The organism is Loigolactobacillus iwatensis, assembly GCF_003950295.1.
Classification (GTDB): domain Bacteria; phylum Bacillota; class Bacilli; order Lactobacillales; family Lactobacillaceae; genus Loigolactobacillus; species Loigolactobacillus iwatensis.
Map to the genome: position 1 here is coordinate 19476 of NZ_RHNP01000001.1, position 26409 is coordinate 45884.

Annotated in this window: 27 protein-coding genes, 1 riboswitch and 2 other annotated features; of the genes, 7 read left to right on the top strand and 20 right to left on the bottom strand. The window is 40.7% G+C overall.

The window, feature by feature from the left end:
- Positions 1-204 precede the first annotated feature (204 nt).
- Together EKM98_RS00105 and EKM98_RS00110 are read right to left on the bottom strand one after the other, a co-directional pair.
- The gene (locus tag EKM98_RS00105; RefSeq protein WP_404802930.1) at positions 205-909 is read right to left on the bottom strand and encodes a VIT1/CCC1 transporter family protein; all 705 of its coding nucleotides are present in this window, start codon (positions 907-909) and stop codon (positions 205-207) included.
- A gap of 47 nt (positions 910-956) precedes the next feature.
- Entirely contained in the window at positions 957-1643 is a 687-nt protein-coding gene (locus EKM98_RS00110) for a VIT1/CCC1 transporter family protein (RefSeq protein ID WP_125979609.1), read from the bottom strand.
- A gap of 458 nt (positions 1644-2101) precedes the next feature.
- Between EKM98_RS00110 and EKM98_RS12015 the strand changes: the two genes are divergently transcribed.
- Positions 2102-2269 (top strand): hypothetical protein, encoded by a 168-nt coding sequence (locus EKM98_RS12015; RefSeq protein ID WP_164512634.1) that lies wholly within the window; start codon positions 2102-2104, stop codon positions 2267-2269.
- Positions 2270-2500: 231 nt separating this feature from the next.
- Positions 2501-3406 (top strand): isoaspartyl peptidase/L-asparaginase, encoded by a 906-nt coding sequence (locus EKM98_RS00115; RefSeq protein ID WP_125979611.1) that lies wholly within the window; start codon positions 2501-2503, stop codon positions 3404-3406.
- 172 nt (positions 3407-3578) lie between these two features.
- Here EKM98_RS00115 and EKM98_RS00120 read toward each other — a convergent pair whose 3' ends face one another.
- Positions 3579-3947, bottom strand: a complete 369-nt coding sequence (locus EKM98_RS00120) for a winged helix-turn-helix transcriptional regulator (RefSeq protein WP_125979613.1) — start codon at positions 3945-3947, stop codon at positions 3579-3581.
- A gap of 142 nt (positions 3948-4089) precedes the next feature.
- Between EKM98_RS00120 and EKM98_RS00125 the strand changes: the two genes are divergently transcribed.
- Positions 4090-5319 carry an MFS transporter gene (locus EKM98_RS00125; protein ID WP_125979614.1) on the top strand — a complete coding sequence of 410 codons (1230 nt, stop codon included), beginning with the start codon at positions 4090-4092 and terminating at the stop codon, positions 5317-5319.
- Between the two features lie 117 nt (positions 5320-5436).
- Here EKM98_RS00125 and hisC read toward each other — a convergent pair whose 3' ends face one another.
- The 13 genes from hisC to EKM98_RS00190 all read right to left on the bottom strand — a co-directional run bounded on the left by hisC (position 5437) and on the right by EKM98_RS00190 (position 16161).
- A complete protein-coding gene (gene hisC / locus EKM98_RS00130) occupies positions 5437-6513 on the bottom strand; it encodes a histidinol-phosphate transaminase (protein WP_125979616.1) in 1077 nt (358 codons plus the stop codon).
- Positions 6514-6568: 55 nt separating this feature from the next.
- A complete protein-coding gene (hisE, locus tag EKM98_RS00135; RefSeq protein WP_164512635.1) occupies positions 6569-6895 on the bottom strand; it encodes a phosphoribosyl-ATP diphosphatase in 327 nt (108 codons plus the stop codon).
- An 18-nt stretch (positions 6896-6913) separates the two neighbouring features.
- Entirely contained in the window at positions 6914-7234 is a 321-nt protein-coding gene (gene hisI, locus EKM98_RS00140) for a phosphoribosyl-AMP cyclohydrolase (protein WP_164512636.1), read from the bottom strand.
- Positions 7231-7989, bottom strand: coding sequence for an imidazole glycerol phosphate synthase subunit HisF (gene hisF / locus EKM98_RS00145; protein WP_125979618.1), 759 nt, complete (start codon positions 7987-7989; stop codon positions 7231-7233). Before hisF ends, hisI begins: the two co-directional genes overlap by 4 nt.
- Positions 7989-8705 (bottom strand): 1-(5-phosphoribosyl)-5-[(5-phosphoribosylamino)methylideneamino]imidazole-4-carboxamide isomerase, encoded by a 717-nt coding sequence (gene hisA, locus EKM98_RS00150; protein WP_125979619.1) that lies wholly within the window; start codon positions 8703-8705, stop codon positions 7989-7991. The genes hisF and hisA overlap by 1 nt, the downstream gene beginning before the upstream one ends.
- Positions 8683-9309 (bottom strand): imidazole glycerol phosphate synthase subunit HisH, encoded by a 627-nt coding sequence (gene hisH / locus EKM98_RS00155; protein WP_125979621.1) that lies wholly within the window; start codon positions 9307-9309, stop codon positions 8683-8685. Before hisH ends, hisA begins: the two co-directional genes overlap by 23 nt.
- Positions 9310-9894 (bottom strand): imidazoleglycerol-phosphate dehydratase HisB, encoded by a 585-nt coding sequence (gene hisB / locus EKM98_RS00160; RefSeq protein ID WP_125979623.1) that lies wholly within the window; start codon positions 9892-9894, stop codon positions 9310-9312.
- A gap of 45 nt (positions 9895-9939) precedes the next feature.
- On the bottom strand, positions 9940-11214 hold the full coding sequence (gene hisD / locus EKM98_RS00165; RefSeq protein ID WP_125979624.1) for a histidinol dehydrogenase: 1275 nt from the start codon (positions 11212-11214) through the stop codon (positions 9940-9942).
- Between the two features lie 13 nt (positions 11215-11227).
- Positions 11228-11851 carry an ATP phosphoribosyltransferase gene (gene hisG, locus EKM98_RS00170; protein WP_068226090.1) on the bottom strand — a complete coding sequence of 208 codons (624 nt, stop codon included), beginning with the start codon at positions 11849-11851 and terminating at the stop codon, positions 11228-11230.
- On the bottom strand, positions 11848-12996 hold the full coding sequence (locus EKM98_RS00175) for an ATP phosphoribosyltransferase regulatory subunit (protein WP_125979626.1): 1149 nt from the start codon (positions 12994-12996) through the stop codon (positions 11848-11850). The genes hisG and EKM98_RS00175 overlap by 4 nt, the downstream gene beginning before the upstream one ends.
- Positions 12997-13052: 56 nt before the next feature.
- Positions 13053-13314, bottom strand: a binding site (T-box leader).
- Positions 13315-13374: 60 nt separating this feature from the next.
- Positions 13375-14214 (bottom strand): histidinol-phosphatase HisJ, encoded by an 840-nt coding sequence (gene hisJ, locus EKM98_RS00180; RefSeq protein WP_125979628.1) that lies wholly within the window; start codon positions 14212-14214, stop codon positions 13375-13377.
- A gap of 405 nt (positions 14215-14619) precedes the next feature.
- The gene (lepB, locus tag EKM98_RS00185; protein ID WP_125979629.1) at positions 14620-15165 is read right to left on the bottom strand and encodes a signal peptidase I; all 546 of its coding nucleotides are present in this window, start codon (positions 15163-15165) and stop codon (positions 14620-14622) included.
- Positions 15166-15267: 102 nt separating this feature from the next.
- Positions 15268-16161, bottom strand: coding sequence for a LysR family transcriptional regulator (locus EKM98_RS00190; protein WP_100070532.1), 894 nt, complete (start codon positions 16159-16161; stop codon positions 15268-15270).
- Between the two features lie 1194 nt (positions 16162-17355).
- On the opposite strand from EKM98_RS00190, the gene EKM98_RS00195 reads away from it, so the two are divergent.
- Both EKM98_RS00195 and EKM98_RS00200 read left to right on the top strand, forming a co-directional pair.
- Positions 17356-18582, top strand: coding sequence for an aminotransferase-like domain-containing protein (locus EKM98_RS00195; RefSeq protein ID WP_125979825.1), 1227 nt, complete (start codon positions 17356-17358; stop codon positions 18580-18582).
- Positions 18583-18699: 117 nt separating this feature from the next.
- On the top strand, positions 18700-19752 hold the full coding sequence (locus tag EKM98_RS00200; protein WP_125979631.1) for a D-alanine--D-alanine ligase family protein: 1053 nt from the start codon (positions 18700-18702) through the stop codon (positions 19750-19752).
- Between the two features lie 97 nt (positions 19753-19849).
- On the opposite strand, the gene metE is transcribed toward EKM98_RS00200, so the two are convergent.
- Both metE and EKM98_RS00210 read right to left on the bottom strand, forming a co-directional pair.
- Positions 19850-22141, bottom strand: a complete 2292-nt coding sequence (gene metE / locus EKM98_RS00205) for a 5-methyltetrahydropteroyltriglutamate--homocysteine S-methyltransferase (RefSeq protein WP_100070534.1) — start codon at positions 22139-22141, stop codon at positions 19850-19852.
- Positions 22142-22190: 49 nt separating this feature from the next.
- Positions 22191-22439 (bottom strand) — a binding site (T-box leader).
- A 187-nt stretch (positions 22440-22626) separates the two neighbouring features.
- Positions 22627-23436 carry a Cof-type HAD-IIB family hydrolase gene (locus EKM98_RS00210; RefSeq protein WP_125979633.1) on the bottom strand — a complete coding sequence of 270 codons (810 nt, stop codon included), beginning with the start codon at positions 23434-23436 and terminating at the stop codon, positions 22627-22629.
- Positions 23437-23532: 96 nt separating this feature from the next.
- Positions 23533-23636, top strand: a riboswitch (SAM riboswitch).
- Between the two features lie 91 nt (positions 23637-23727).
- Between EKM98_RS00210 and EKM98_RS12020 the strand changes: the two genes are divergently transcribed.
- The gene (locus EKM98_RS12020; protein WP_164512637.1) at positions 23728-23886 is read left to right on the top strand and encodes a hypothetical protein; all 159 of its coding nucleotides are present in this window, start codon (positions 23728-23730) and stop codon (positions 23884-23886) included.
- Positions 23887-24216: 330 nt separating this feature from the next.
- Here EKM98_RS12020 and EKM98_RS00215 read toward each other — a convergent pair whose 3' ends face one another.
- Positions 24217-24408 carry an LBP_cg2779 family protein gene (locus tag EKM98_RS00215; RefSeq protein WP_068226080.1) on the bottom strand — a complete coding sequence of 64 codons (192 nt, stop codon included), beginning with the start codon at positions 24406-24408 and terminating at the stop codon, positions 24217-24219.
- Between the two features lie 88 nt (positions 24409-24496).
- Positions 24497-25015 carry an O-acetyl-ADP-ribose deacetylase gene (locus tag EKM98_RS00220; protein WP_263853832.1) on the bottom strand — a complete coding sequence of 173 codons (519 nt, stop codon included), beginning with the start codon at positions 25013-25015 and terminating at the stop codon, positions 24497-24499.
- 158 nt (positions 25016-25173) lie between these two features.
- On the opposite strand from EKM98_RS00220, the gene EKM98_RS00225 reads away from it, so the two are divergent.
- Complete coding sequence (locus EKM98_RS00225; RefSeq protein WP_125979636.1) at positions 25174-26244, top strand: hypothetical protein; 1071 nt, start codon at positions 25174-25176, stop codon at positions 26242-26244.
- Positions 26245-26409: the final 165 nt, after the last annotated feature.

The following is a 26409-nucleotide window of genomic DNA, read 5'->3' on the forward strand; positions in this document are numbered from 1 at the left end:
GCTTCTTCGCGTAAAAGTAGTAGGAAGTTGCGCCAAAAGTTCTGGCCTCTTCTTACTGTTTTCGGGCATTACGCTAGTGAAATGTAGCGCTCATATTTAAATTGAATTATATTGCTATTAAAAATAATGCCGCTTGGCCACTGAATTACACGTGAACAGATTTAGCTAGGTTCCATTCTCTTACCAAAATTAAACCCACTTAAATTACAATAACTGACCAACGTAATAATGAATAAACATCGTAATAATACCCACGATTATATTGCGTATAATCGCCGTTTTAGCGGAACCATCACCAAACTTAGCACTTAAATAACCTGTTAACGCAACCGATAATAACACCGCCGTAATAGTACCTGGCCATTTTAAACTTAACGGTAAAAAGGTCATCGCAAATAAAGGAAAGATTCCACCAGAGGCCGCAGCTACTAATGACGAAAAGGCGGCACTCCAAGGGCTCATATAGTGACCAAGTTTTAAATTATACTTAATTTGGATGACGGTTCCCAAAGCATCTTTTTGCATTAATTCACGGGCAATATCAAGGGCCGTTTCGTGGGTTACGCCACGATCCTGATAGTACGCCGCAACGGTCTCTAGTTCATCAGCATAGTTAGTTTGAATCAATTCTTTTTCTTGTGCAACAACTGCCTTTTCGGTGTCTCGTTGCGAACTAACTGACGCATATTCACCAGAGGCCATTGAAAATGCGCAAGCTAAAAGATCAGATAAACCAGCAATAAAGATGGTGAACTGATTAGTCGTTGCTGCAGCCACACTAAAAAGGACACCAACAACCGTCAGGATCCCGTCATTAGAGCCTAAAACACCAGCGCGTAATGTATTTGATCGTTCGCTCATCGTCATCTTTTGTTTTTTTATTTTAGTTGGTTGATTTAAAGTTTTCATCATTGTTTTAATCTCCCTTGATATACATTACTGACTAACCCAAATGACTAACGGGCAAAAAGATGACCGATTAAATACGTGATGAGCATTGTCAAAAGTCCAGAAATGGCATTTCGAACGACAGCCTGGAATCGATTTGCATTACCTAGTGCTGCGGCCGTATAACCAGTAACGGCCAACGCAACAACTACCGCAATAACAGTTGCGATAATTCTAATTTCTGCTGGGAACAACGTTATAGAAACTAACGGCAAAATTGAGCCCGTTGGGAAGGCGATCATTGATGCAATTGCCGCTGCAAACGCACTAGTTTTTTCTTTAGGATTAAAGCCATAACGCTCGCGAACTGCTGTATAAAGACGATCGCCTTTCATCATTTCATCGGTTGCCTTTTGTGCTAAATTTTCAGAAATACCTGTAGCCATATACTTGTTTTTAATATAAGTCACTTCACCGGCGTAGTCATTATCTAAGGCAGCGGATTCACGCTCGATTGCTCGCTTTTCAGAATCACGTTGTGTGTTTACAGAAACCCACTCACCCATTGCCATTGAAATTGTACCGGCCAACATTCCGGCAATTCCGGCCAGGAAGATTGCGTAACTATTATTAGTTGCTCCAGCAACACCAAGAACAATTCCAGCGACAGAAACAATCCCGTCATTGGCCCCCATAACACTTGCACGCATAACATTAATTTTTTCTGCTAAGGATCGTTTCTTCGTCTGTTCCATAATTACACCTCTAACTCATTAGCTGCTTATTTATAATAATTATCATCTGTTATCGGTTAAATTATAATTTATTTTTTTATGAATGTAAAGCTATTTTAGCAATCCATTTCCACATTGTTATTATTAATAAACTAATTGATAATCATTATTAATTGTACTGACCCAATTAAATTAAAAAACAACCTTGTTTAGAGTAATCTAAGCCTAGGACATTTATATAGCCATAAGAATCAACGTTTTTAAGCCAACCTTACTTTGCGTTGTTTTTTGTACAAGATTCTAATAATACAAATGTCTTTTTCACGTAATAAAAACTTAATCTAGTCCCGTTACACCAGTGATCTCAACGATTTTAGGCCGTTCAATTACTAACTTGCATATTTGGCGCTATCGTTTTTTATGAAATCCTACTATTATAAGGGTGTCGAATAACTATTTACACATACAGAGGGGATTTGATGACAGGTGAAATCTTTAAAAGCCTCCTCATCTATGACTATCGTGGTAAGCAAATCTCGTTAGCCTTAGGTGTGCGCTACACTCTAAAGGTGAAAAACGGCTATATTTTAGCTTTACGATCAGGTGAACGGCAAGAACGCTTGCCAAACCTCATTACAGCCGCATAACTCGCCATTTAAATTTATTATTTTAGAACAACTGCGGTTTATTTTGTCACTAAAGGATGGGCTAAGTGTGTTAGTTTTGTCACTGAGTTATAATCAATAAAATTTTATTGATTATAACCAACTACAAAGCTACACTTTAGTTCATTTTTTTTGCTTTAGCGTCTATTTTTTTACTATTTTGCTAAAATTTGTTTATACTAGACGTAAGTCTAATAAGAGGAGTCGATCGCGATGACCTGGGGTATAATTTCAACATGGAAAATGAGTTTGGCTGGTGTCACTAAAGCAGCAGAATTGCTTGCTAACGGACGACCCAGCGGTGATGCCGTTCAAAGCGCGATTGAAGACGTGGAGGATAATCCACAATTCAATACCGTTGGCTATGGTGGTTTACCAAATGCTGAGGGAACTGTCGAGCTTGACGCTTCTTTCATGAATGGTGATACTTTAAGCATCGGTTCAGTTGCTAGTATGACAGATATTGCGCACCCAATTGCCGTCGCGCGTAGCCTATCACACGAACAGTTAAATAATTTTTTGTCTGGCGGTGGCGCTAATAATTACGCCCAACGACATGGTTTTGCCGTAAAAACAATGTTAACGCCGGAAACCCAAACTTACTGGGGTAAACAAGTCCGTAAAAACGCAACACGCCATGACGTTATTAACACGCATGATTCAGTCGGCGTTGTCAGTCTTGATTACCGCGGTCGTTTGCATACAGGCTCTTCAACTTCAGGTATTTTCATGAAGGCAAAAGGTCGTCTTGGTGACGCACCGTTACCTGGTGCAGGCTTTTACTGTGATAATCATATTGCTGGTGTTACCACAACGGGATTAGGCGAGGATCTTATGAAAGGCATGTTACCCTTCAAGATTACTCAACTGATTGCTGATGGATTAACCCCGCAAGCAGCTTGCGATAAGGCTGTTTATCCGTTTATTGATGATCTATACCACCGGAGTGGCCATATTGGCGCTGTTTCCGTCGTGGCAATGGATAAAAATGGCGAGTGGGGCGTGGCTACCAACGTTGATTTTACGTTTGTTGTTGCAACTGACAGCCTAAAACCAACAACTTTTCTAGCAAAACGCGCTGCTGGTAACACAACTACGATTGAAGAAGCTGGCATTTAATTAAAGCGTGTCGCAAAAGGTGCATAAATTTATTTTTTTAGCTACGTTTACGTTGAATCAATTAAAGAATATTCATTAAATAATTTCAAAGCACAAATTAAATAAGCGCCAATACGCATAGAAATAGAAAAAGACCAGGACAAATGTCCTGGTCTTTTTCTATTTCCGAACATTATTGCGCTACATCATCACGATTCAATAGTTTAACGTCTTCCCCCGCCGCCTTTAACAAATCAATGTGCGTTTCACCCCAAGTACACATTTGATTTAAAACGTGGCTCAAACTTTTCCCGTAATCAGTTAGTGAGTACTCAACCTTGGGCGGTACTTGATTATAAACGTGACGGTTAATGATGTTATCGGCCTCTAATTCACGTAATTGTTGCGTTAGCATTTTTTGGGTAATATTCGGAATAACTCGCCGTAATTCACCCGTTCGCATTACTTGGTGTCTTAGATGGCAAAGTATAATCGGTTTCCACTTACCACCAATTATTTCCATTGTTGCTTCGACACCAATATTGTAGGTTTGACATTTCATTAGATTTAACTCCCCTATTACTGATATAACCAATTATTTCTTTTTAGTACCTACAACACTTTAAAGTACGTAATTGTTTAACTGATCTGTACACGTATAATACTAATTACTGCAGTAAATAACAACTAAAGGAGTAAAAATAATGCAAAAACAAACAATTTCACCTGCACTTACGCTATTGGCTCTCGCAATCAGCGCCTTCGCAATTGGTTCAACCGAATTTATTAGCGTTGGCCTAATGCCCTTGCTAGTCAAAAGCTTTGGTATCACGCTTAGTCAGGCTGGCCTAACCGTTTCGATGTATGCACTTGGTATTACTGTTGGCGCCCCCGTTTTGACAATTCTTACTGGAAGTTGGCAACGTAAAACACTCATGTTAGCGATTATGGTTACTTTTATTATCGGTAATCTTTTGGCCGCCTTTGCACCTTTTTATAGCGTACTGTTGCTGGGCCGAATTATCGCCGCCCTTGCTCACGGTATTTTCATGTCAGTCGCATCAATTATTGCCGCCGATGTTGTTCAACCTGCTAAACGAGCAAGTGCCATTTCAGTCATGTTTACCGGCCTAACTGTAGCGACAGTTACTGGCGTTCCCCTTGGCACTTTTATTGGCCAACACTTTTCGTGGCACTGGTCATTTATTTTTATCGCGTTCATTGGCCTAATCGGTTTAATTGCGAATTATTTTTTAGTACCAGACAAACTTCCGATTCCCGGAAAAACTGATCTTAAAGGATTCGTTCGTATTTTTAAAAATCCACCGCTTGTCATTGCACTATTAATTACGGCGTTAGGTTACGGTGGCACTTTTACCGCCTACACTTATTTGACGCCAATTTTAGAAAATCTGCTTCATTTTTCCGCTAATGCTGTTGTCGTTATTTTAATTGTTTACGGTTTGATGGTGGCCATTGGTAATACGCTTGGTGGTCGTTTTGCCAATCTAAATCCATTAAATGCATTACTAAATATGTTTATCGGTTTAGCACTAAGTCTATTTCTCCTGTTTCTAACGTTGCATAATCAGTACCTTGGATTATTTGCCATTCTTTTAATGGGCCTTTTTGCCTTTATGAACGTCCCTGGTTTACAACTTTACATTGTTCAACTCGCGGAAAAGTATACCCCAAAAGATACAACGCTAGCTTCAGCACTTAATATCTCAGCTTTCAACGTGGGTATTACAATTGGTTCCTTTACCGGCAGCCAAGTTACGGCTCACCTCGGAATCGCCTTTACACCATTATTTGGGATTATCATGGTGATTCTTGCCATTTTGTTAACCGGCTACCTGATCAAGATGGCACATCAAGAAAAGAAGCGCCCGGCCATTAATTCACAGAATACTTGCTCAGTAAATGATAATTAAAAACGCCGGCTAAAAAGATGGTACAACTAAAGTGGCCCGTAATTGTTAGACGTAAATCTAATAACTACGGGCCACTTTAGTTGTACCATGCGTAATAAAACGTAATAAATTTCCCATCTAACCGGCATAAAAAGCACTAATTAGATGCTGTAATTGTTTATTTTGTGCCACCGTACCAAAGGTTACCCGTAGCCAATCAGGTCGAAGTCCTCCCCGAACTAAAAAGCCATGGTGCAGTAAATAGTCCTTTAATTTTAGTGCATTAGGCGCCGCAAAGAAAATAAAATTGGTTTGACTTGGATAAAATCTCAATCCTTGTTGCATTAAAAATTCAGTCCAAGCTTGACGGGCCTGTTCAACTCGTACAACCGTTTGTTGAATAAAAGCCTGATCTGCCAAGGCAGCCTGTGCCGCTAACTGACTTAAGGAATTCAAATTATAGGGTAAACGAACGGCTTGCATGCTAGCAATCAAAGTTTGCGGTACAACCGCGTAACCGACACGAAAATTGGCCAATCCATAGACTTTAGAAAAAGTTCTAAGTAATAATAAGTTGGAAAACTCTTTTAATAAAGGTAGCGCCGATGGTTGTTTAGTTGAGGTCACGAAATCAATGTACGCTTCATCAATCAAAACCAACACATTAGACGGTACCTGTTGCAAGAACTGACGTAATGCAGCCACCGACAAATAGGTTCCAGTTGGATTGTTGGGATTACAAAGCCAGATTAACTTTGTTTTGGCCGTAATTCCTTTGGCTAACGCCTCAAGATCAAATTTGCCGTTAGTCAATATTGGCACATCAACCACCGTAGCACCTTCGATTTCAGCATGTAATTTATATTCCGAAAAAGTTGGCCATGGTTCTAAGACTTCATCGTTAACTTCTAAAAAGCTGCGGGAAATTAATTCAATAATTTCGTCTAAACCACAACCAAACAATAGTTGCTCCGGCTGTACCTGCAAATAGTCAGCAACTGCCTGCCGCAAATCCCGCGCATCACCATCCGGATAATACCGTGCATCATTAAATTGCCAGTTAACGACTGCTTCTTTTACTTTAGGTGAAGTACCAAATGGATTTTCGTTGGCGGACAGACGTACAATATTTGCAACCCCAACCTTCTTTTCCAAAACAGAAAGTGGCTCTTCAGGAATATACGGTTGTAATTTTTTCACTGCCTTTTTTAACATTATGTCAGCCCTTTCTAGTGATCAAGCGCGCTTGAAACGGCGCTTAGCTTTTAATTTAGAGGTCGTTAATTTCCCGGCGATCCTTGGTTTTACTCATCAAGCCTTCCCGTTTTGCCAGTTCTTGCTTTATTTGATCAAGGCTAATGCCACGATCGGCCATTAAAACTAACACATGGTAAAGTAGGTCGCTAACTTCATAAATGAATTCAGAATCACTTGGATTTTTAGCAGCAACAATTACTTCAGTTGATTCCTCACCAACTTTTTTCAAGATTTTATCTAACCCTTTTGTAAATAGGTAATCGGTGTATGAACCTTCTTTAGGATTATTTTTACGTTCCAAAATTAATTTATAAAGTTCAGCAATATCTTGTTCCATCATAATCTCTCCTCTTTTTAATTAATCAGTTAATTCACGGTAAAAACAGCTTCGGTGGCCTGTATGACAAGCAGGCCCGGCCGGATTAACACTAATTAATAACGTATCGGCATCACAATCAATTTTAACGTTAACTATCTGCTGCGTATTACCACTGGTTTCACCTTTGTGCCAGAGTTGCTTGCGGCTGCGGGACCAAAACCACGTTTCACCACTGGCCAATGTCTTCTGGAAGCTTGTTTCGTTCATATAAGCCACCATTAAAACATCTTTGCTTGCAGCGTCAATGACTACTGCCGTAATCAGACCAGCACTATTTTTACTAAAATCCGGTTGAATCATCGGACATTAACTCCCTTCTGCCGCAAATCCTGTTTAACCTCCGGAATTGTCAGTTCACCATAATGAAAAACTGAGGCCGCTAGTGCAGCGTCTACTTTAGTTTGCTGAAATAAATCACTAAAATCACTCAATTTTCCGCAACCACCAGAAGCAATAATTGGCACCGCCACGGCTTTAGTTAATGCCTGATATAACGCAAGATCATAGCCGGCTTTTGTCCCATCCTGATCCATGCTGGTTACTAAAAGTTCCCCGGCACCACGGTTAACAACTTCCTTGGCCCACTCAATCGCATCTAAATCAGTTACTTTCTGACCACCATTTGTGTATACACGATAACGCTGCGCCTTTTCATCAAAACGGACATCAATCGCAACGACGATACACTGGCTGCCAAATTTTTCTGCGCCGGCCGTTATTAATTCGGGATTGGTAACGGCCGCGGTATTTAGTGATACTTTATCCGCACCAGCCTTTAGTAAAGCCTGCATATCGGCCACACTATGAATACCGCCGCCAACAGTTAGTGGCATAAAAACCTGACTAGCGACCTTTTCAATCGTCGTCACCATAGCACCACGGTCTTCATTAGTTGCCGTAATATCCAGAAAAACAAGCTCATCCGCCCCTTGTTTTTCGTATGCCGCAGCGATATCAGCGGGATCACCTACATCTGTTAAATGAACAAAATTGACGCCTTTTTTTACCCGACCATTATCAACATCGAGGCAGGGAACAATTCGTTTAGTTAACATCACTCCACCTCCGCAAGTTCGGCCAATGTCACCGTGCCTTCATACAACGCCTTACCAATAATACCGGATTGAACTTTATTTTTTGCCAACTGTTTCAAATCGGCCAAATCACGAATTCCTCCTGAGGCAACAATGACGGCCGCAGGATACTGTTGCTGTAATTGGGCAAGCAAACCAACGTTAGGCCCACTCATGGTGCCATCGCGCTGAATATCCGTAACAATAAAAGTTTGTACCCCAACCGCCAACATTGCCGCTAATGCTGCACTGATGCTAGTCTTACTTTGCTTCAACCAGCCATCCGTCGCAACTTGACCATTTTTGCCATCTAGGCCAACAACAATTTTAGCAGCGCCAAATTTTCTAACTGCCTGGGCAACTAACTCTGGATTATTTAAGGCCGCGGAACCAATAATAACGCGATCAATCCCCAAATCTAAGTAACGTTCAATTTGCTGCAAATTACGAATTCCACCGCCAACTTCGATAAAGAGCCTCGTTTGCTTGCGAATCTTTTGAATGACAGCTTGATTAACTGGCAAACCATCCTTAGCACCATCGAGGTCGACTAAATGTAGGTTAGTTAAATTGGCCGCTTCAATCTGTTTGGCCTGCGCAACTGGATTGGCGTTAATTAACGTTTGCTGGTCAAATTGGCCTTGATAAAGACGGACACTGTGACCTGCTTGTAAATCAATTGCGGGAAAGACGTTCATCTAAAGCCATCTCCTTAAAGGCGTTCAGTCCTTTAAGACCGATTGCACCACTTTTTTCAGGGTGAAATTGCATCCCGATCACATTATTTTGCTGAACGATGCTCGGAATCTCAACACTATAATCGGCCTGGGCCACGATATTACGCGCAGAAGTTTGAGCGTAGTATGAATGAACAAAATAGGTGGCCTGCTGGTCAAAGATTTTACCGAAACGATTACTTTGTGTAGCCAAATTAGTGTTCCAGCCCATATGGGGTACTTTGTAACCCTTCTTTTTTGGTAGCGGCACAATTTCACCTGGTAAGATGCCAAGCCCCTTTGCCTCACCAAATTCGTAGCCGGTTTCAAATAAAAGCTGCATGCCCAAACAAATTCCCAACATTGGTTGTCCCTTGGCCGCGGCCGTTTGAAGTACAGAAATCAACTGCCGTTCCTGCAAGGCCAGCATCGCTTTTTGAAAGGCACCCACACCTGGTAAAATAATGCCATCTGCCGCCAAGATTGTTGCTGGATCAGCAGACAATTGATTAGGAACGTTTAAATAATCTAGCGCCTTTTTCAAATTACGAGTGTTACCAGTGTCATAATCCACAATCACAATCATTTAAATCACTCCTTTAGTGGATGGCACACCTTTCACTTCCGGATTTAAAGTGACGGCCGCGCGCATTGCCCGACCTAACGCCTTAAATAGGGTTTCAACTTTATGGTGCGTATTGCGACCGTATAAAATTGCGGCATGACAATTTAATTCAGCGTTAAAAGCAAAGGCCTGGAAGAAATCCTCAGTAACTTCAGTATCATAACCACCTAACTTAGGATTATCGAAGTCAGCATTAAAAACTAAGTAAGAACGTCCTGATAGGTCAATAACAACGCGTGCCAAAGTTTCATCTAACGGTACAAAGGCCGTTCCAAAGCGTTCAATTCCGGCCTTATCACCTAAGGCCTGTTTAAAACACTGCCCTAATGCAATTCCCACATCTTCGGTTGTGTGGTGGGGATCAACTTGTAGATCACCATTTGCCTTAACAATAAGGCCAAAACGGCCATGTTTAGCAAACGCCTCTAACATATGATCAAAGAAGCCAATTCCAGTATCAATTTCAATTTTGCTAGCATCTTCTAAATTCAGTGAAACCGTGATTTGGGTTTCTTTAGTTTGTCGTTCGATTGTGGCTTGACGCATGAGTCTTCCTCCTCTATTTTTAAGGTCTATTTATAATTATCGCTTTTAAAAGCGACTTTCAATCGCCCGGGCATGTCCCTCCAGGCCCTCAACTCTGGCCAAGGTTGTGATTGAATCGGCCTCTTTTGCCAATGCCTCTGGTGTATATTGAATAAATTGCGTTCGTTTAACAAAATCATAAACGCCTAGGGGTGAGAAAAAGCGCGCGGTGCCACTAGTTGGTAAAATATGGTTAGGTCCGGCAACGTAATCGCCTAAAGGTTCAGACGCTGTTGTTCCAAGAAAAACGGAGCCTGCATTTTTAATCTGATTCAGGTACGTCATCGGATTGGCCAGCTGAACTTCTAAATGTTCAGGTGCAACGGTATTCATCAGCGTAAATGCATCATCAGTGTTGGCCACAACAGCGATAAAACCTTGGTCATTAACTGAAGCAGTTGCAATCTCACGCCGAGGTAACGTTATTAATTGTTCATCAACAGCTTGACTAACCGCCTCTGCAAAAGTCGCACTAGTTGTCACTAACATTGGTCGGGCCAACTTATCGTGTTCGGCCTGTGATAATAGATCGGCCGCAACTTGTTGCGCTTTAGCAGTTTCATCGGCAATAATTCCAATTTCGGATGGTCCAGCAATCATATCAATACTGACTTGACCGAAAACTTGTTTTTTAGCAGTTGCAACAAAAACATTACCTGGGCCCATAATCTTATCGACTTTTGGAATGCTCTGCGTGCCGTAAGCCAAGGCACCAATTGCCTGCGCACCACCAACTTGGTAAATCGCACTAACACCGGCTAATTTAGCCGCTGCCAAAACTGCTGGATTAATCCCCTCAGGCTGAGGGGGAGTGACCATCACAATCTGTTTAACTCCGGCCAATTTAGCTGGAATTGCACTCATAAGAATCGTGGATGGATAGGCGGCTGTACCGCCGGGAACGTATAGCCCGACTGCGGCTAAAGGCAACACCTTTTGACCACGAACAACCCCTTTTTGTTCAGCGTCAACAAATCCGTAAGTTATTTCTTTTTTGTGATACGCGGTAATATTGCGTTGCGCTAATTTTAAGGCGGCTAATAATTTAGAATCACAATTATCATAGGCGTCATCAATCACACTTTGCGGCACTTTAAAATCAGTTAAATCAACTTGATCAAATTGTTTTTCGTATTTTCGTAAGGCTGCATCACCATCTTGCCGAACATCTGCTAAAATTCCGGCAACACTGGCCTCAACGTCTGATCGATTGGCTTGTTGACGATTACGTTTAGCAACTTGGTTTAATAATTCATCTAATGGTTGTTTTAAAATTTGCATATGTTTTTTCCTCCTATTGTTTAGCGGTGCTTAGGCGCTGAATTAGCGTTGCAATTGCGGTTTGATGTTGTTTCAGCGCTAGTTGATTAACAACTAGTTGCGTTGACACTTTTTGTAAGCGCGCGTAGACTTGCAGATTATTTTCACGTAAAGTAGTTCCCGTTTCAACAATATCCACAATGGCATCCGCCAGGCCAACTAATGGGGCCAGTTCAACGGAACCTTCAATTTTAATAATTTCAACATCTTCACCAATTTTTTGGAAATAACGTTGCGTAATGTTGGGGTACTTAGTCGCAATGATCTTGCGCTTAATCTGATTCGGATCAAATTCGGGTGTTGAGGCCAGGACAAATTGGCACTTACCAACCCCCAAATCCAACATATCGTACTGTTGATTATTTTGTTCAGATAAAATATCACTACCGACAATGCCAATATCAACGGCGCCGCGATTCAGGTAGGTCAAAACATCGGGCCCTTTTACCAAAATAAAGTGAATGTCGGGCAAGTCGTTAAAAATCAAGCGCCGTTCCTTATGCCGAATTGCTGTGCAATCGACGCCACTAGCCTCTAGTAATGGTATAACCTGTTGCTCCGTACGTCCCTTAGTTAAGGCAATTTTTAAAGCACTCATGCTTGCACCACCTTTCCCGTTACATCAACTAAGCGACTGCCCGCCGTTTCGGCCAGGCGCCGCGCTTCCTTTAAATTGTCCGCTAGGCAAAGGCTGCTGTTAGGAATCTTACGAACTAACGCCTCAGCCTGGCGCCAATCACTCGTTTTAAAATAAATTAGCGTCGTTTCTACTGGTTTACCTGTAATTGTTCGCGCGACCAAATCATCAATTGAAAAGGCCAAACCAACGGCCGGCTGCAGTGTTTTTTGGAAACTAGATAATAGCTGATCATAACGGCCACCGCTAAATAAATAATCCGCCGCACTTTGGCAATAACCACGAAAAATCATACCTGTATAGTAAGTCTGTGGCGACGCAATACTTAAATCCAACGTCAATTGTTGCTGGGGAAAACGTTGTTGCAAGAAAATTTGTGTTTCTTTTAATTCTTCGCAAATGGCTGTAACGGCCTTAATTTTAGGCAACAGTTGTAATTGCTGCCAAACTGTCGCAAAATCACCAAATAACCATGGCCAAACTTTCAGAAACGGATAAAAATCACTTGTCGCAAGTGGTTTAATTAACGTTGTATAACGGCTTAAATCCTTAGCGTAGAGCGCCGTTTGTAAGTTGCGCCGTTCAATTTCGTTTAGTGGTAAGGCTGCTAAAACTAACGGGACAAATTTTGCATTTCCTAATTCAACTTTCAAATCAGTAATTTGTAAGGCTTGTGCGAGTTCAACCGCGGCTACAAGACATTCCCATTCGGCCTTAAGTGACTTATAGCCGATTAACTCAATACCGGCTTGCGCAATTTGATTATAACTACCAGATAACTTTTTCTTTACTCGAAAAACGTCCCCGCTGTAATACCACTTAACCGGCGTCTTAATACCCGTTGTGCTCATTACCCGGGCCACCGGTAAAGTTAAATCAGGCCGTAAAACCAACGTTTCGCCCTGTTCGTCTAATAACTGGTAAGGCTGGTAAGTTTTTAAATCTAATTCGGAAAAAACTGCCTTGTATTCCAATAACGGCGTCGTAATTTTAGCGTAGCCACGTTCACGGAAATAGCGTTGAATTTGATTAATCATTCGTTCTTTTATTTGGGCCGTAGCACCGAATTCATCCCGTGTACCAACTGGTAAGTTGCGGTTTAACATCACTAACACTCCCTTAATTTTTAGATAAAAAAAGTCCCCGAGAACTCATTAGAGCTCTCGAGGACGAATATAATCGCGGTACCACCTCAATTTGTCTACACCTCACGATGCAAACCTCACGTTGACTGACCACTAGTCATCCTAAAAAAGGAGAACAGTTGTCAGCAACCTTGATAACGCAGATGCTGCGTATTGATTTACTTCATTCAATCAATAAGTTCATAGATGTGTGTTCATTAATTATTGCCAGCTCTTCTCAGCCCCGTAAGCTTCTCTTTAGACAGTTAATTAATTACTTGTTCTAATCACGACTTCATAATAGTTAATTTATTTTTAATGTTATTCTCATCATAACCATTTTTTAGCGGATGTCAACACCTAATTCAAAAATTGTTCCACTTCATGATAGGCTCGACCAACTGCAGAAACACTGTGCGCATCAGAGCCATAAACTAATGGAATTCCCTCTGTATCAGCTAAACGAGCTAATTCTGGGTAGGGATAAATTTCATTACAGTACGGTTTGAATAGACCAGCAGTATTCAAATCAATTTCAAAGTGGCGTTGGCGCAATAATGAGAATAATTGGTAGATCTTTCTCATATTATTTTGATCAAATCGACTTGGTAAGGCAAAATAATCCTGAAATTTTTTAATTAAAGTTAAGTGGCCTAAACGATGTGGTGCGTTAACACCTAAATCAGTACCGACGGCCGTAATTAGTGCATCTATGTATTGACCATAAAGTCTTTGTGCATCATCAACGGCATTTTCCAACAAGCCAGTTTTAAATTCAGCAGGCGTATTATCAACGCACCAGTAATGATTATTCTTACCCTTCAAAAAATGAATTGATAACACATTATCCGTTGTTTTAGGACCATACTCACGCCAGAATTCCCGCGTCCAGGTTAACTGACTGGGTAGAAAATCAAGCTCAAAGCCAATATTAATCCGAATCTGATCACGATACTTGGCCTGCATTTGTTGACATTTTTTAAAATAAGCCGGTAAATCAGACAACGCTAAGGCCGCTTCATCAATGCCATCCGCACTACCTTCGTAATCTTGCCGAAAATTTGGTGGCAGTGGTGCGTGCTCAGTAATACTATACTCTTCAAACCCAAACTTAATTGCCTTTTGAATCATCAGTTCAACATCATCCCCGCTCCCATGGGGACAAAATTCCGTATGACTATGCCCATCTTTTTTTAACATTAAACTCACCTCATTTTCCCACACCGTAGCATACTACCCACTAATCGGCAACTAATTGTTCAAACTGCGTAAACAAAAAAGCCAATCAATCTAGAGAGTGTTTGAAAAAGCGACCAGATTCTGAGGATTAGCCTAGACGGACAAATTATCTGTGCAACAGATGATTTGTCTGTTGTAGCTAACCGCAGGAATCTGCTTTTTCAAACACGTTTACACCAAATTAGTCAGAAAGGCATTAGTAAAATCATCTTCCAAACGCGACCAAAAAAGCCAATCAATCTAGGTCGCTTAACCTAAACTAATCAGCTTAATAATTTGTTATTAACAAATGGATTGTGTACTACCCATCGAAACCTTTTTGTTAGTGCCTGCTACTAATCTAGAAGTGCCTAGTCATTACTTTCACTAATACACTGACATCTTGTTTAGTGGCCAGTAACGCCAAACAACTTTCCCCTGAATTTTTCCTCGTGGAATAAAGCCAATCATGCGACTATCTTTAGAAATTGGCCGATTATCGCCCATGACAAAATATTCACCCTTGGGGACTGTCTTTCTGTGAAACAGGCTGTTCAACGAAAAATTATCCGTGAATAAGCCATCATTATTGGCGGCCTGTTGTTCTTTATAATTTGCTAAATAAGGTTCGGATAATTTCTTCCCATTAACGTACATTGTGTCATTCTTAGACCGAACAGTGTCGCCTGGCATACCAATAATTCGTTTGATATACATCGAACCATCAGGTGCGTGCAAAATGACAACGTCCCCCTGCTCTAGCTTCGAGTGACGCCAAACAAGAACACGATCATTATTCATAAAGTTGGGTTCCATTGAAGGCCCAACAACATTATGGTTTGCAATCAAAAAAGTATCTAATAACACAACGACTACACCGACGATTACTAGGTCAATAACAAACCATAGCCATGATTTCGCTGTTTCACTCATTTATTCTGCCACACTTTCTAATGGTCAAGTTTATTTGATCTCTCTTTTATTTTAAGACGCTACCGCAACTTTGACAAGCGCTTCTTTGCTTAAATTATTCTGTCAGGCCAACAGACTATCTTGGTAACGATCTTTGATGTACATTTCAATCGCGGTTGTGATTTTAGCCGTTGATGGTGCGGTTGCCTGTACTTTATTCGTCACTAACGCAATTGTTCGGTGAAAATCTTCATCAAACGGATAAATATTAACGTCCCCGGATAATTTCTGCAGCGCCAGCTCAGGTAAAATACCCATTCCTAGGCCAGATTCTACCATCGCCAAAATTGATTGATCATCAATACTATAACGAATTGAGTTAGGCCGCACATTGTAACGATCTAGCGCACGCTTAGTATCCTTATCGTAATCAATTTGTTGCAAAATAAAATTCTGGTTGGCCACATCCGCCTCAGTAACGTAAGTTTTGTGCTTGGGTATAAAATCTTTGGGCGTAATACAAAATATCTGTTCACTGACAAGCGGCGTCACTAACAGCTGCTCATCAATTGGTAACGCCGAAAAACCAATATCAATTGTCCCAATCTTAATTTGATTGACAATATCATTAAAATTACTTTGAACAATCGCAATATCAATCTTGGGGTATTTTTTCTTGAATTTACGAATTATTGTTGGCAACCAATTGATACAGACACTACTAAACGCACCAATACGCAACGATCCGGAATTTAATCCCTGAATATTGGCCGCCTCTTGCCGTAAACGTTCCTCAGTATTTAGAATTTCCTGAACAATTGGCAAAATACGCGCACCATCGCTTGTTAATTCTGCCCCGGTTCGATTACGAATAAACAGTGGAAAACCCAGTTCAGTTTCCAATTGATTAATTGAATGACTAACCGCACTAGGCGTAACATTTAGCGCTACGGCCGCCTGATAAAACGTTTTATGTTCAACAACAGCGTGAAAAACTTCGTAAGAAAATGATGACATCAACTGACCTCCATTGATAACTCGAGTTACGTTTGAAAAGGTGACCTTCTGAATAATAGTCAAACACTGCCTAGCGTGTTGTAGCCATCACAGCTAAAGTTTTTAACTAATTTTTAGAATTTAGAAGTTTAGCTGAAACAAGACAGAGCTGGTTGGATTCCATTCCGGTGCGCGAGGACGGAACGCGTGGCGGTTTGGCGAGCTAACTAGCTCTGCCTACGTCTAATTTAGTTTAAATATGATATACCGTTCCACTAAAGTATTTGGAAAAGCGTTTGGATTCTACTTCGCAATTGAGGATTAGTACTAACTTCGCTGACAATGTCGATCGGGCTAGGATGAACCGAAGTCCGAACCGTAGGAACCTGCTTTTTTCAAACATGTTTCCACCAAATTGATCACAAAAAAGTGATCACCAAACGCCACAAAATATTGCTAATTAAAATAACCGCGAAATCGGCGAGTACTCCTTCGAGGTATGACTCGAGGTTGTACCCGGGGTCGTACTCGAGTTCGTACCCGAGTTCGTACTCGAGTTCGTACTCGCCGCCATTAACTAATTTCAAAAAATAAATGTAGCAAAAAAAGTAAAATAAAAAAGCAGTGATTATCCCCGCCCTGATCAACTTTTGGAGTAACCACAAAAATTATTGCTTTTTTAGTGTCACTTTTTGGGTTCCTGAGGGTTTTATATATATGTATGCTTAATTAGAAAGAAGTGCTAAACATGTTTGATTCATTTGACCTTCCTGTACTAGGGGATGTTTGGAAAAGCGTTTAAATTCTACTTCGTAATTGAAAATTATTACTAACTTCACTGACGATATCGATCGGACTAGGATGGCCTGAAGCCCGAATCGCTAATAATCTTGATGTTTCATCCATTATCGATTCAACTACTACTTCGCAATTACAGTTAGTTATTTACAAAGAGCGCCAAGTTGAAACATGGTAGCCACAGGAATCTATCCTTTCAAACACGTTTCCACTAAAGCAGTCAGAAAATACCATTAAAAAATAATTTTTAAACACTGCCTAAGCTAACACAACTTTTATGCTTAGTTTCGAGTTGAATTAATTTCACTTAAATATGAAAAGGTTGAGTTTTACTTATTATAAATTTCATTTTATCATGGTTAATAACAAAACTAAACTGTAATAGCCAATTTTTATTAAGAAATGGGGAAATTAATGATGACACAACTTGCGCGCCGTATCAAAACAACTGACAATGGTTTAACTGATCTTTTTGCGTATGCTAGTAACCCGGACCTAATTTCATTCGCTGGTGGTTACCCCAACGATCAACTATTTCCCAAGGCCGAATTACAGGCCGCCTTTTCTGATACTTTGGCCACGGGGGATGCTGCTCTCTTCCAATACACCTCAACTTCAGGTTTAGAAAGTTTACGTGAAAAATTCGCTAAGCGGGCTGAACAAGCCGGCGTTCAGGCTACCGCTGCCAATGTACTTTTAACTCAAGGTGCCCAACAAGGAATCGATTTAACGGCTAAATTATTGTTAAATCCTGGGGATGGGATGGTTGTTGAAGGACCAACTTATTTAGGCGCATTATCCGCCTTTGATGCTTACGAGCCAACGTACTACGAGGCACCAATGGAAGACGACGGTTTAGATGTTAACGAACTACAAAAAATCCTCATGACCCATTCAGTTAAATTTATTTACACAATCCCTGATTTTCAAAATCCAACTGGCGTCACAATGTCACTAGAAAAACGCAAGGCATTGGTTCGCCTGGCCAATCAATACGACGTTATAATCCTAGAGGACACACCCTACCGTGATTTACGTTTCAGTGGTGAAGCTCTGCCCGCAATCAAATCTTTTGATACTGAAGGCCGCGTTATTATGTTAGGCAGTTGTTCGAAAATTTTATCACCAAGTTTGCGCCTCGGTTGGCTAATCGCCGACGAAGAGTTATTAAAGCCCATTACGGACCTAAAATTAGCTAGTGACGTGCAATCGTCCAACTTAACGATGCGCGCAGTTGATCGCTATCTAACCGACAACAATCTAGATCAACACATTCAGGCAATGAATACGGCCTACGCAACTAAAAAAGACGCTATGATGAACGCAATTAAAACCTATTTTCCAGAAGAAATTCACGTTGTTAATCCCGCAGGTGGTTTTTTCATCTTTATCCAAAACGTTGGTAACTTGGATATGACCCAATTTTTAAAACAAACGATGCTTACCGAAAATATTGCTTACGTTCCCAGTGAACACCTTTTCCCAGTTAGCAATACTAAAAACGCCGCCCGCCTAAATTACACTAATTTAACCGAAAAGACAATTCAATTAGGCATCCAGAAATTAGGTGGTCAGCTTAAACAGCACCTCGCACAAACAAATTGGAATACGGACATTCAGCTGGAATCAATTTCAACGAATTGATTTTAAAGGGCCAACTGATTGCGCTTCCAACGTTGATTAAATCGCGCTTTTTTGTTTCCCTGATTATCTTTTTGTGGTAAGCTTAGGTTTCTAAAAACATTCGGGGGTATTTAAATTATGAAGATTGTTGTATTAGCAGGTGGCCGGAGCCCAGAGCGAAATGTATCGTTATCTTCCGGCATAAAAATTACCAACGCTTTACGCGAAAAAGGACATCAAGCAGTTTTAATCGATCTATTTTTGGGGGATCAGCTCCAAGATGTGACAAACATTGACGAGGTCTTTGACCGTAAACCCGCTCCACAACCCAAAGTGATCAGTGACGAGATTTTAACCAACGCGGCAATCAACAAATTACGAACGGATGGGACCCGGGGATTATTTGGACCAAACGTTTTAAAAATTTGTCAGGCCGCAGATATCGTTTTTCTAGGTCTTCATGGTGAAGACGGTGAAAATGGTAAAGTTCAAGCTGTTCTTGATACTTTTGACGTCCGTTACACTGGTAGCGATCCGTTATCTTCTGCCATGGTAATGAATAAAAAAATATCCAAAGAACTATTGTTCCAAAACAAGATTAAAACAGCGCGTTACGTTGCTGTTTCGAAAAATGACGCCGAGGTCCCACCAATGGATTTTGGCTTTCCCGTCGTTGTTAAACCGACTTCTGGTGGTTCCTCAATCGGTATGCATTTCGCTCATGATGCTAATGAACTTAACGCAGCGCTTGCCGATGCATTTCGTTTCGATAACGAGGCCTTAGTTGAAGAATTCATCAGTGGCCGTGAGTTTTCACTGGGAATCGTCAATGGTATTGCCTTACCTGGAATTGAAATCAAGGTTAATGATGGTTGGTATGACTTTGAACATAAATTTCAAGATAACAAGACAACCTTTGTGACTCCGCCAGATTTACCCGACGACGTTCATGAAGAGATGAAATCAATTGCTTTAAAGACTTTTAAAGTGCTGGAAATGGCAAATTACGGTCGGATTGATTTCTTCGTTAACGCTGATGGTATCTTTGTCATCGAGGCCAACACGTTGCCTGGTATGACGCCACTTTCCTTGCTACCTCAAGAAGCAGTCGCTGATGGTATTTCTTACCCAGAATTATGTGATCAGATTGTTAATGGTAAGGTTGTCACCTACCAACAAAAAGAAATTTAAAGCAGACAAAAAAGGACACCCTCTCCCCAGACGGTGTCCTTTTTGCTGTGACAAAATTCATTTTGCCACACTTCTGATTTAAATTTTCAATTTTCGACTATTCTTTTACGCCTAATTTAGCACGGACATTATTGCGCGCCTGGACCATGTTCTTCAAAGCAGGAATTGTTTCAGCCTCTTTACGTGTCTTTAAGCCGCAATCTGGATTAATCCAGAATTGATGAACATCAATAACTTTTAACGCACGATTAATATTCTGTTCAATTTCTTCAACTGAAGGAATTCTTGGACTATGAATATCGTAAACACCTAATCCAATTTGCTTATCGTATTTAGTTTGTTCAAAGGCCTTGATACTTTCGCCTTTAGAGCGTGACGATTCAATTGAGATGACATCAGCATCCAAGGCACTGATTGCTGGTAAGATATCCTCAAAATCAGAATAGCACATATGCGTATGAATCTGTGTCTCATCTTTAACGCCAGTTGTGGTAATCTTGAAGGCTTTAACTGCATTATCCAAATACTCTTGACGGTAGCGTGGCTTTAACGGTAATCCTTCACGCAAAGCTGGTTCATCAACTTGAATAATCTTAATGCCGGCATCTTCCAAGGCCTTAACTTCATGACGCAGAGCCAAACCAATCTGATCAGCAACTAAGTTCTTTGGTAAATCATCACGAACAAAACTCCAGTTAATAATAGTAACAGCGGAAGTTAACATGCCCTTAACTAGACGATCGGTCTGTTTTTGTGCAAAAACGGTGTCACGAACCGTGATTGGTTCCGTCCACTGAACGTCACCGAAAACTAATGGTGGCTTAACACAACGTGAACCATAGCTTTGAACCCAACCATTTTGGGTTGTGGTGAAACCTTTTAATTTCTGGCCGAAATATTCAACCATGTCAGTTCGTTCAAATTCACCGTGAACCAAAACATCGATATCTAAATCTTCTTGAATTTTAATCCAACGCTTAGTTTCTTTATCCAGAAATTCTTGGTAGGCTTCATTGGATAAATCACCCTTACGCCAAGCTTTTCGGTGGGACCGTACTTCAGGTGATTGGGGAAAACTACCAATTGTTGTTGTTGGTAAAACCGGTAAGTTCAAAACGCTTTGAGCCTTAACCCGCTGTGGGTAGGCTGAATGACGCTCCGTTTTAGAAGCTAGAATAGTTTGAACGGCTTCCTTAACTTTAGCGTTATTCCGGTGTTCCGATTGATTCAATCGATCCAATGCATTTTTACTGTCCGCTAATTCGGCCGTAATATCGACACCATTCGCACCCTTGGTCAAGGTTACAATTTCAGCTATTTTTTCATCAGCAAATGCCAAGCCGCCCTTAATTACTGGATCAAGTTTGGCCTCATTTTTAACGGTGATTGGCACATGAAGTAATGAATTAGAAGCCTGCAACCAAAGCTGATCCGATTTAACAGCTTGCTCAATCTTGGCGACTAATTCTTGCTTCTTAGCTAAATCACTACGCCAAATATTTCGGCCATCCACGATACCAGCGGCCAAAACCTTGCCTTCAGGGAAGCCATTTGTTTGAAGGGCCTTGAGATTTTCACCATGATCGTGAACAAAATCAAGTCCAAAACCAGCAGCTGGTAAGTTGACAATATCTTGATAATAGTCAACGGCCGCAAAGTAAGTTTGAACTAAAATTTTAACTTCTGGGGCTGCTTCATGCAGTGTTTCTAAAACTTTTTTATAAAGTTGAATTTCTTTTTTATCCGCTAAAGTGGCTAAGGTTGGTTCATCTAATTGAACCCATTTAACACCGGCAGTAGCTAATTCTTTGAAAATCTGAACGTATAGTGGCAAAAGTTCAGCCAACAACTGGTCAAGTAATTCACCACGAACATATTCATCATTAACTTTACTTAACTTCAAGAAGCTAACTGGGCCCAAAATGACTGGCTTACCGTCAATTCCTAATTCAGCCTTAGCTTCCTTGTAATAAGTCAACCATCGATTATCTAGTAATTGAAAATGAACATGATCTAGTTCAGGAACGATGTAATGGTAGTTTGTATTGAACCATTTAGTCATTTCGGCGGCTACAGCATCTTTAGTTCCCCGGGCAATATTATAGTAATCACTTAAACTCAATTTGCTTGTAAAGGTACCGAAACGCTGTGGAACGACACCAAAGGCCGCTGCTGTATCCAAAACGTGATCATAATTAGAATAATCGGCAACTGGAATTAAATCGACACCGGCAGTCTGCTGCTTTTTTAAATTAGCTAACCGAAGTGCTTTAGTGCCTTCTAAAAATTCTGTTTCATCAATTTTGTTTGCCCATAAATGTTCCAGTAAGAACTTCCATTCGCGCTTTTCACCAATTCGTGGATAACCAGCATTACTACTCTTTACCATATTAACTTCCTCCTCATTTTTAACCAATAAAAAAACAGTTCCGTCCTAACCAAAGGACGAAACTGTTAAATTTCGTGGTGCCACCTTACTTTTCTATTCTTTCGCAAAAATAGACTCTGACAGTACAGTATGATACCTAGACTGTCGTGCTGTTAACGGGCACAACCGTTGTCGCCTAGCTATTGCTCAACGACACCATTCAGAGATCATCTTCATCGACTTGATCAAGGTCCTCTTCCACCAATTAGGACTCGCTTGTCTCGTTCTCATCAACTACTCTTCTCGTCTTCATGTTCTCATTTAATTTTCATAATTAATGTATAAAGAATAACATCATCATTTATCGCTGTCAACCACATTTTATTATTTACAGGTTTAAATCATTTATCTCATGGTAATTTAACTTAAGAAATGTTTTGAATGATGCCCAGATTCTACGCCACAATAATAATTAGTTATTGCTAAAAACCACAAATAATAATCTTTTACGTTAAGAAAGTGAAGTAATGCGTTAAAAAGTCCGCCACGCCATCTTCATCATTGCTGGTTGTCAGTGCCGTTCCATAGGTTTTAATGGCTGCGGGTGCGTTTGCCATAACAACTCCCACCTGGGCCAGCTGCAACATGCCAATATCATTTTGCTCATTACCAAAAGCCATCAAATTAGCCGGTGACAAGTTAAGGTGGGTCAGTAATTGGCTTAGGCCTGTTGCCTTATCAACGCCAGGCTTAAGAAATTCAAGTTCATTGGGCAGCGAGCGCACAATGTGAAACTTGTGCTGAAACACTTCCGGAATTTGTAAGGCTAATTGGTCCGTCATTTTCGCGTTACTTTTCGAAACGACTTTAGCAAAGGGGCCCGCCGATAATGTTGCAAAAGTTGTTGGCACAAACTCTAGTAATTGACCTAACGCCGCTTGATAAGTCGATTGAGGTAAATCACTCAGTGAATAAACGCGCTTAAAATCAAGTACATCTAGTGGCGCCTGAATTTTTTGTGCCAACCGATATAATGGTCGCAGATCATCTTTACTAAGCGCACGCTGTACTAAGGCCGCTTGGGTCACATTGTTGCTAACAACTGCACCATTAAAATTAATTGAGAAATCATCCGCTTGAAATAAATTCAGGTCATTTAAATAGGGCACAATTGCATTAATTGCCCTGCCAGTGCATAACACAATATATATTCCGTGTTGCCGCAATTGATAAAGTACTTGCTGTGTTCGTGAACTAATTGTCCGCTGCGACGTTAACAATGTACCATCCAGATCCAAAGCAATCATTTTAATCATTTAATATTCCTCCGCCAATTACATTATACGTGCAGATAAAAAAACGCTTGCATTTCAACTGCCGACTTGCTATTCTGAAGGTAGAAAAATAAAGACGTCTTATCCAGAGTGTTTTAGGGAACTGGCCCGGTGAGAACACAGCAACCTACTTGTATGAGCAAGGTGCTAATTCCAGCAGCAACAAGCTGAAGAGATAAGGAGCTAAACGTGAGATTCCAAACGCTTCTTCGGCTAACAAGCTAAGGGGCGTTTTTATTTTCTAAATCAATTTTAGAAAGGATGGAATAGATCATGCGCTTATCAGAAGAAAATTTTCGAAAAGTTATCACCGTTAGAACAGATGAACAACCATCAGCCAATGTCACTGCCAACCTCATTCGCCGAGCAATGAAGGATGCTTTGGCCCGCCACACAAATACTAATAAACCGGATAAATCAATTAAAGCCTAGCGTTTATATCGAACGACGTTTAGGCCCTGCTTCGCTACACTATCCAAACAGAAATAAACGTGCTATAGTACTCATATAAGGTGCCAGACCTTATCGGACTTCGAGTCCGAAACGTGTTTAACACGTCCGCACTCTTTATGAGTGCCAAAACAGTCACCCCAACTACTTTGGTGGCTGTTTTTTTTATTTAAAAAGTAGTTTTAAAGGCACCTAAATTTTTGCGTCTTGAAGGATCTGCTTTAGTTTTGAAACACTCACAAAAGTAGTTTCAAAACAAAAGCCCCGTTCTTCATGGATTCTTATTAAGGTATTCTGCGGTAAGACTAGTTTTTAATTTCCACCCATGAATTCTTTCAAGCGCTGAATTTCGTCCGCATTTGGTTCGACTTCATTAGATTTAATATCATGAATCCGCTCAACCGAAACGTGGCTGGAAAACGCCATTTCATTATCAGTTAAATCATGTTTCTTTTGATATTGGATAATCTGTTCTGCAAAGTCACTTAATTTATGCTCACTCATTCTAAAACACTCTTCCTTTCGTACTTAAAAACACCGGCTATTCAACTATTAATTGTCTTCTACTTAATTATCAGTCTACCACAATCACTCATTTACCGGTATTTTTTAAGTAATCGGCTAGGGCCCTCTGATAAGCACGCATTGTTACTTCGTCAAAGCAGATCATCGTTACTTGTTGAATCTGTTTTGAGCGCTTTAAAAAGTCTTGGATGGTTGCTACGGCAATATTGGCCGCATCGGCTAGCGGATAGGCGTAAACTCCCGTACTGATTGATGGAAAGGCAACCGTTTGACAGGCATATTTTTCGGCCAACGCCAAACTATTTTGGTAACTATTTCGAAGTAACTGTGCCTCATGCTGCTGCCCACCGTGCCAAATCGGTCCCGGTGTGTGAATTACAAACTTGGCCGGTAATAAAAAACCAGGTGTAATTCGGGCTTCACCAGTTGGGCAGCCGTTAAACTTGCGACAAGCGGCCAATAACTTCGGCCCGGCAGCACGGTGAATTGCACCATCAACACCGCCACCACCAAGTAAACTAGTATTAGCAGCGTTAACGATTGCGTCGACCCTTGATTTCGTAATATCACCCAGTTGAATTTCCATGAGTACCGCCATCCCTTCACGTTCATTCTAGTCCAAAGTCAGTTCGAGTACCGCCTTTTGTTCAAATTTTACTTCAGAAGGTTAAACTGAAATAAATTTGGCACAGCATTTAAAATCCAAATAATTTTTTATTTTATAGATATAGAGGCAATTAATCAGTGAAATATCCTTTAGATAGCAGCACCCATTTACGTGATTTCTTACTCCAACGGGGTGTGAGCATGGCGGCGGTCACTGCGGCCAAAAATTCTAAACAAAACAACCTTGAGACTTTTTTATACCATTACTACCATCCTACAAAAAAAGAGAGCACGACATTGGTGCCACTTTCAAAAGTGGTCGCCATCAATCGTGGAATCAATGGCCTGTCATTCTGGGACCACTTGTGCCTAGCAAATCAAATTGCCGTACTCCACGAAAACAAGCTGCGCAAAAATTTTGATGTACTTGACGCCCGCCAATATGCAGGTACCGTCAACTTTTACGCCTCTAACGAAACGGCCCACAACGGTGAAGGCCTAGCCGAAATGAGTTGTTTTCAAGCAAACCACACCAAACAATACATTCTGACTGGCAATGGTAACCACCGCACACTTTGCGCTAAATTATTTGGTGTACCCGAAATACTTGCCAACATCACTAATTACCAAATCGACGAACCGGCTTATCGTTACGCCAGACAATTACTGCAAACTTACCAAGATTTTTTAGCTTTTATCAAGCAACAACAATTGACCTACAAACTACTGGCCGCCAAAAAATCGGTTCAATTTTTCCGTGAGTCTAACTTAATTGGTCAATTTTTATTGCATTTTCCAGTTATTTTTTCCGACCGTCATTTGTTTAACAGCACTGATGTCCAACTTTTCCGGCAGGATCTCAACCAGATCGAGCTTCAATTGCCGCAAAAACAGAACTCGGCTATTTCTGTTAGTTCGAATAAGTTATCGTTTGCTATCCACTTACAAACCGTAACCCCCGAATACCAGGCCGATTTTAATAATTGGCTAAAAAGTGGCTTCATTTCTCCAAAAACAAGTGGCTTCCAATATCAATATTATTTTTCTGGTCGTCAATTTACTGATTTTGCGCTCACTGCGGCCGAAGCAAAACAGCAAGTCTACTTTGAATTACTTGCTAAAGTCGCTACGGCCAGACAATTAGGTATTCCAAGCAACTTACTAACGTCGGCCAGTGTCCAACCAGAGAATTTTCAAATCACGGTGTAAAAAAATGGGGCCTGGACAAAAGTCCTGGCCCCTTACTATTTCAGATCATTACTTTAGAACGTAAACCCAAAACCGACTTTTGTCTCACTTCATTTTCTTTTTTCTACTAAGCTGTAACTTCAAAATCGGTTGTAAATAATTAGGCTTAAAAAACATAATTTGCTT

What these genes read in the sequence shown, in the direction of transcription:
- EKM98_RS00105 (WP_404802930.1), bottom strand. Translation starts at nt 909, where the DNA reads ATGAAAACTTTAAATCAACCAACTAAAATAAAAAAACAAAAGATGACG.
- EKM98_RS00110 (WP_125979609.1), bottom strand. Translation starts at nt 1,643, where the DNA reads ATGGAACAGACGAAGAAACGATCCTTAGCAGAAAAAATTAATGTTATG.
- EKM98_RS12015 (WP_164512634.1), top strand. Translation starts at nt 2,102, where the DNA reads ATGACAGGTGAAATCTTTAAAAGCCTCCTCATCTATGACTATCGTGGT.
- EKM98_RS00115 (WP_125979611.1), top strand. Translation starts at nt 2,501, where the DNA reads ATGACCTGGGGTATAATTTCAACATGGAAAATGAGTTTGGCTGGTGTC.
- EKM98_RS00120 (WP_125979613.1), bottom strand. Translation starts at nt 3,947, where the DNA reads ATGAAATGTCAAACCTACAATATTGGTGTCGAAGCAACAATGGAAATA.
- EKM98_RS00125 (WP_125979614.1), top strand. Translation starts at nt 4,090, where the DNA reads ATGCAAAAACAAACAATTTCACCTGCACTTACGCTATTGGCTCTCGCA.
- hisC (WP_125979616.1), bottom strand. Translation starts at nt 6,513, where the DNA reads ATGTTAAAAAAGGCAGTGAAAAAATTACAACCGTATATTCCTGAAGAG.
- hisE (WP_164512635.1), bottom strand. Translation starts at nt 6,895, where the DNA reads ATGATGGAACAAGATATTGCTGAACTTTATAAATTAATTTTGGAACGT.
- hisI (WP_164512636.1), bottom strand. Translation starts at nt 7,234, where the DNA reads ATGATTCAACCGGATTTTAGTAAAAATAGTGCTGGTCTGATTACGGCA.
- hisF (WP_125979618.1), bottom strand. Translation starts at nt 7,989, where the DNA reads ATGTTAACTAAACGAATTGTTCCCTGCCTCGATGTTGATAATGGTCGG.
- hisA (WP_125979619.1), bottom strand. Translation starts at nt 8,705, where the DNA reads ATGAACGTCTTTCCCGCAATTGATTTACAAGCAGGTCACAGTGTCCGT.
- hisH (WP_125979621.1), bottom strand. Translation starts at nt 9,309, where the DNA reads ATGATTGTGATTGTGGATTATGACACTGGTAACACTCGTAATTTGAAA.
- hisB (WP_125979623.1), bottom strand. Translation starts at nt 9,894, where the DNA reads ATGCGTCAAGCCACAATCGAACGACAAACTAAAGAAACCCAAATCACG.
- hisD (WP_125979624.1), bottom strand. Translation starts at nt 11,214, where the DNA reads ATGCAAATTTTAAAACAACCATTAGATGAATTATTAAACCAAGTTGCT.
- hisG (WP_068226090.1), bottom strand. Translation starts at nt 11,851, where the DNA reads ATGAGTGCTTTAAAAATTGCCTTAACTAAGGGACGTACGGAGCAACAG.
- EKM98_RS00175 (WP_125979626.1), bottom strand. Translation starts at nt 12,996, where the DNA reads ATGTTAAACCGCAACTTACCAGTTGGTACACGGGATGAATTCGGTGCT.
- hisJ (WP_125979628.1), bottom strand. Translation starts at nt 14,214, where the DNA reads ATGTTAAAAAAAGATGGGCATAGTCATACGGAATTTTGTCCCCATGGG.
- lepB (WP_125979629.1), bottom strand. Translation starts at nt 15,165, where the DNA reads ATGAGTGAAACAGCGAAATCATGGCTATGGTTTGTTATTGACCTAGTA.
- EKM98_RS00190 (WP_100070532.1), bottom strand. Translation starts at nt 16,161, where the DNA reads ATGTCATCATTTTCTTACGAAGTTTTTCACGCTGTTGTTGAACATAAA.
- EKM98_RS00195 (WP_125979825.1), top strand. Translation starts at nt 17,356, where the DNA reads ATGACACAACTTGCGCGCCGTATCAAAACAACTGACAATGGTTTAACT.
- EKM98_RS00200 (WP_125979631.1), top strand. Translation starts at nt 18,700, where the DNA reads ATGAAGATTGTTGTATTAGCAGGTGGCCGGAGCCCAGAGCGAAATGTA.
- metE (WP_100070534.1), bottom strand. Translation starts at nt 22,141, where the DNA reads ATGGTAAAGAGTAGTAATGCTGGTTATCCACGAATTGGTGAAAAGCGC.
- EKM98_RS00210 (WP_125979633.1), bottom strand. Translation starts at nt 23,436, where the DNA reads ATGATTAAAATGATTGCTTTGGATCTGGATGGTACATTGTTAACGTCG.
- EKM98_RS12020 (WP_164512637.1), top strand. Translation starts at nt 23,728, where the DNA reads ATGCGCTTATCAGAAGAAAATTTTCGAAAAGTTATCACCGTTAGAACA.
- EKM98_RS00215 (WP_068226080.1), bottom strand. Translation starts at nt 24,408, where the DNA reads ATGAGTGAGCATAAATTAAGTGACTTTGCAGAACAGATTATCCAATAT.
- EKM98_RS00220 (WP_263853832.1), bottom strand. Translation starts at nt 25,015, where the DNA reads ATGGAAATTCAACTGGGTGATATTACGAAATCAAGGGTCGACGCAATC.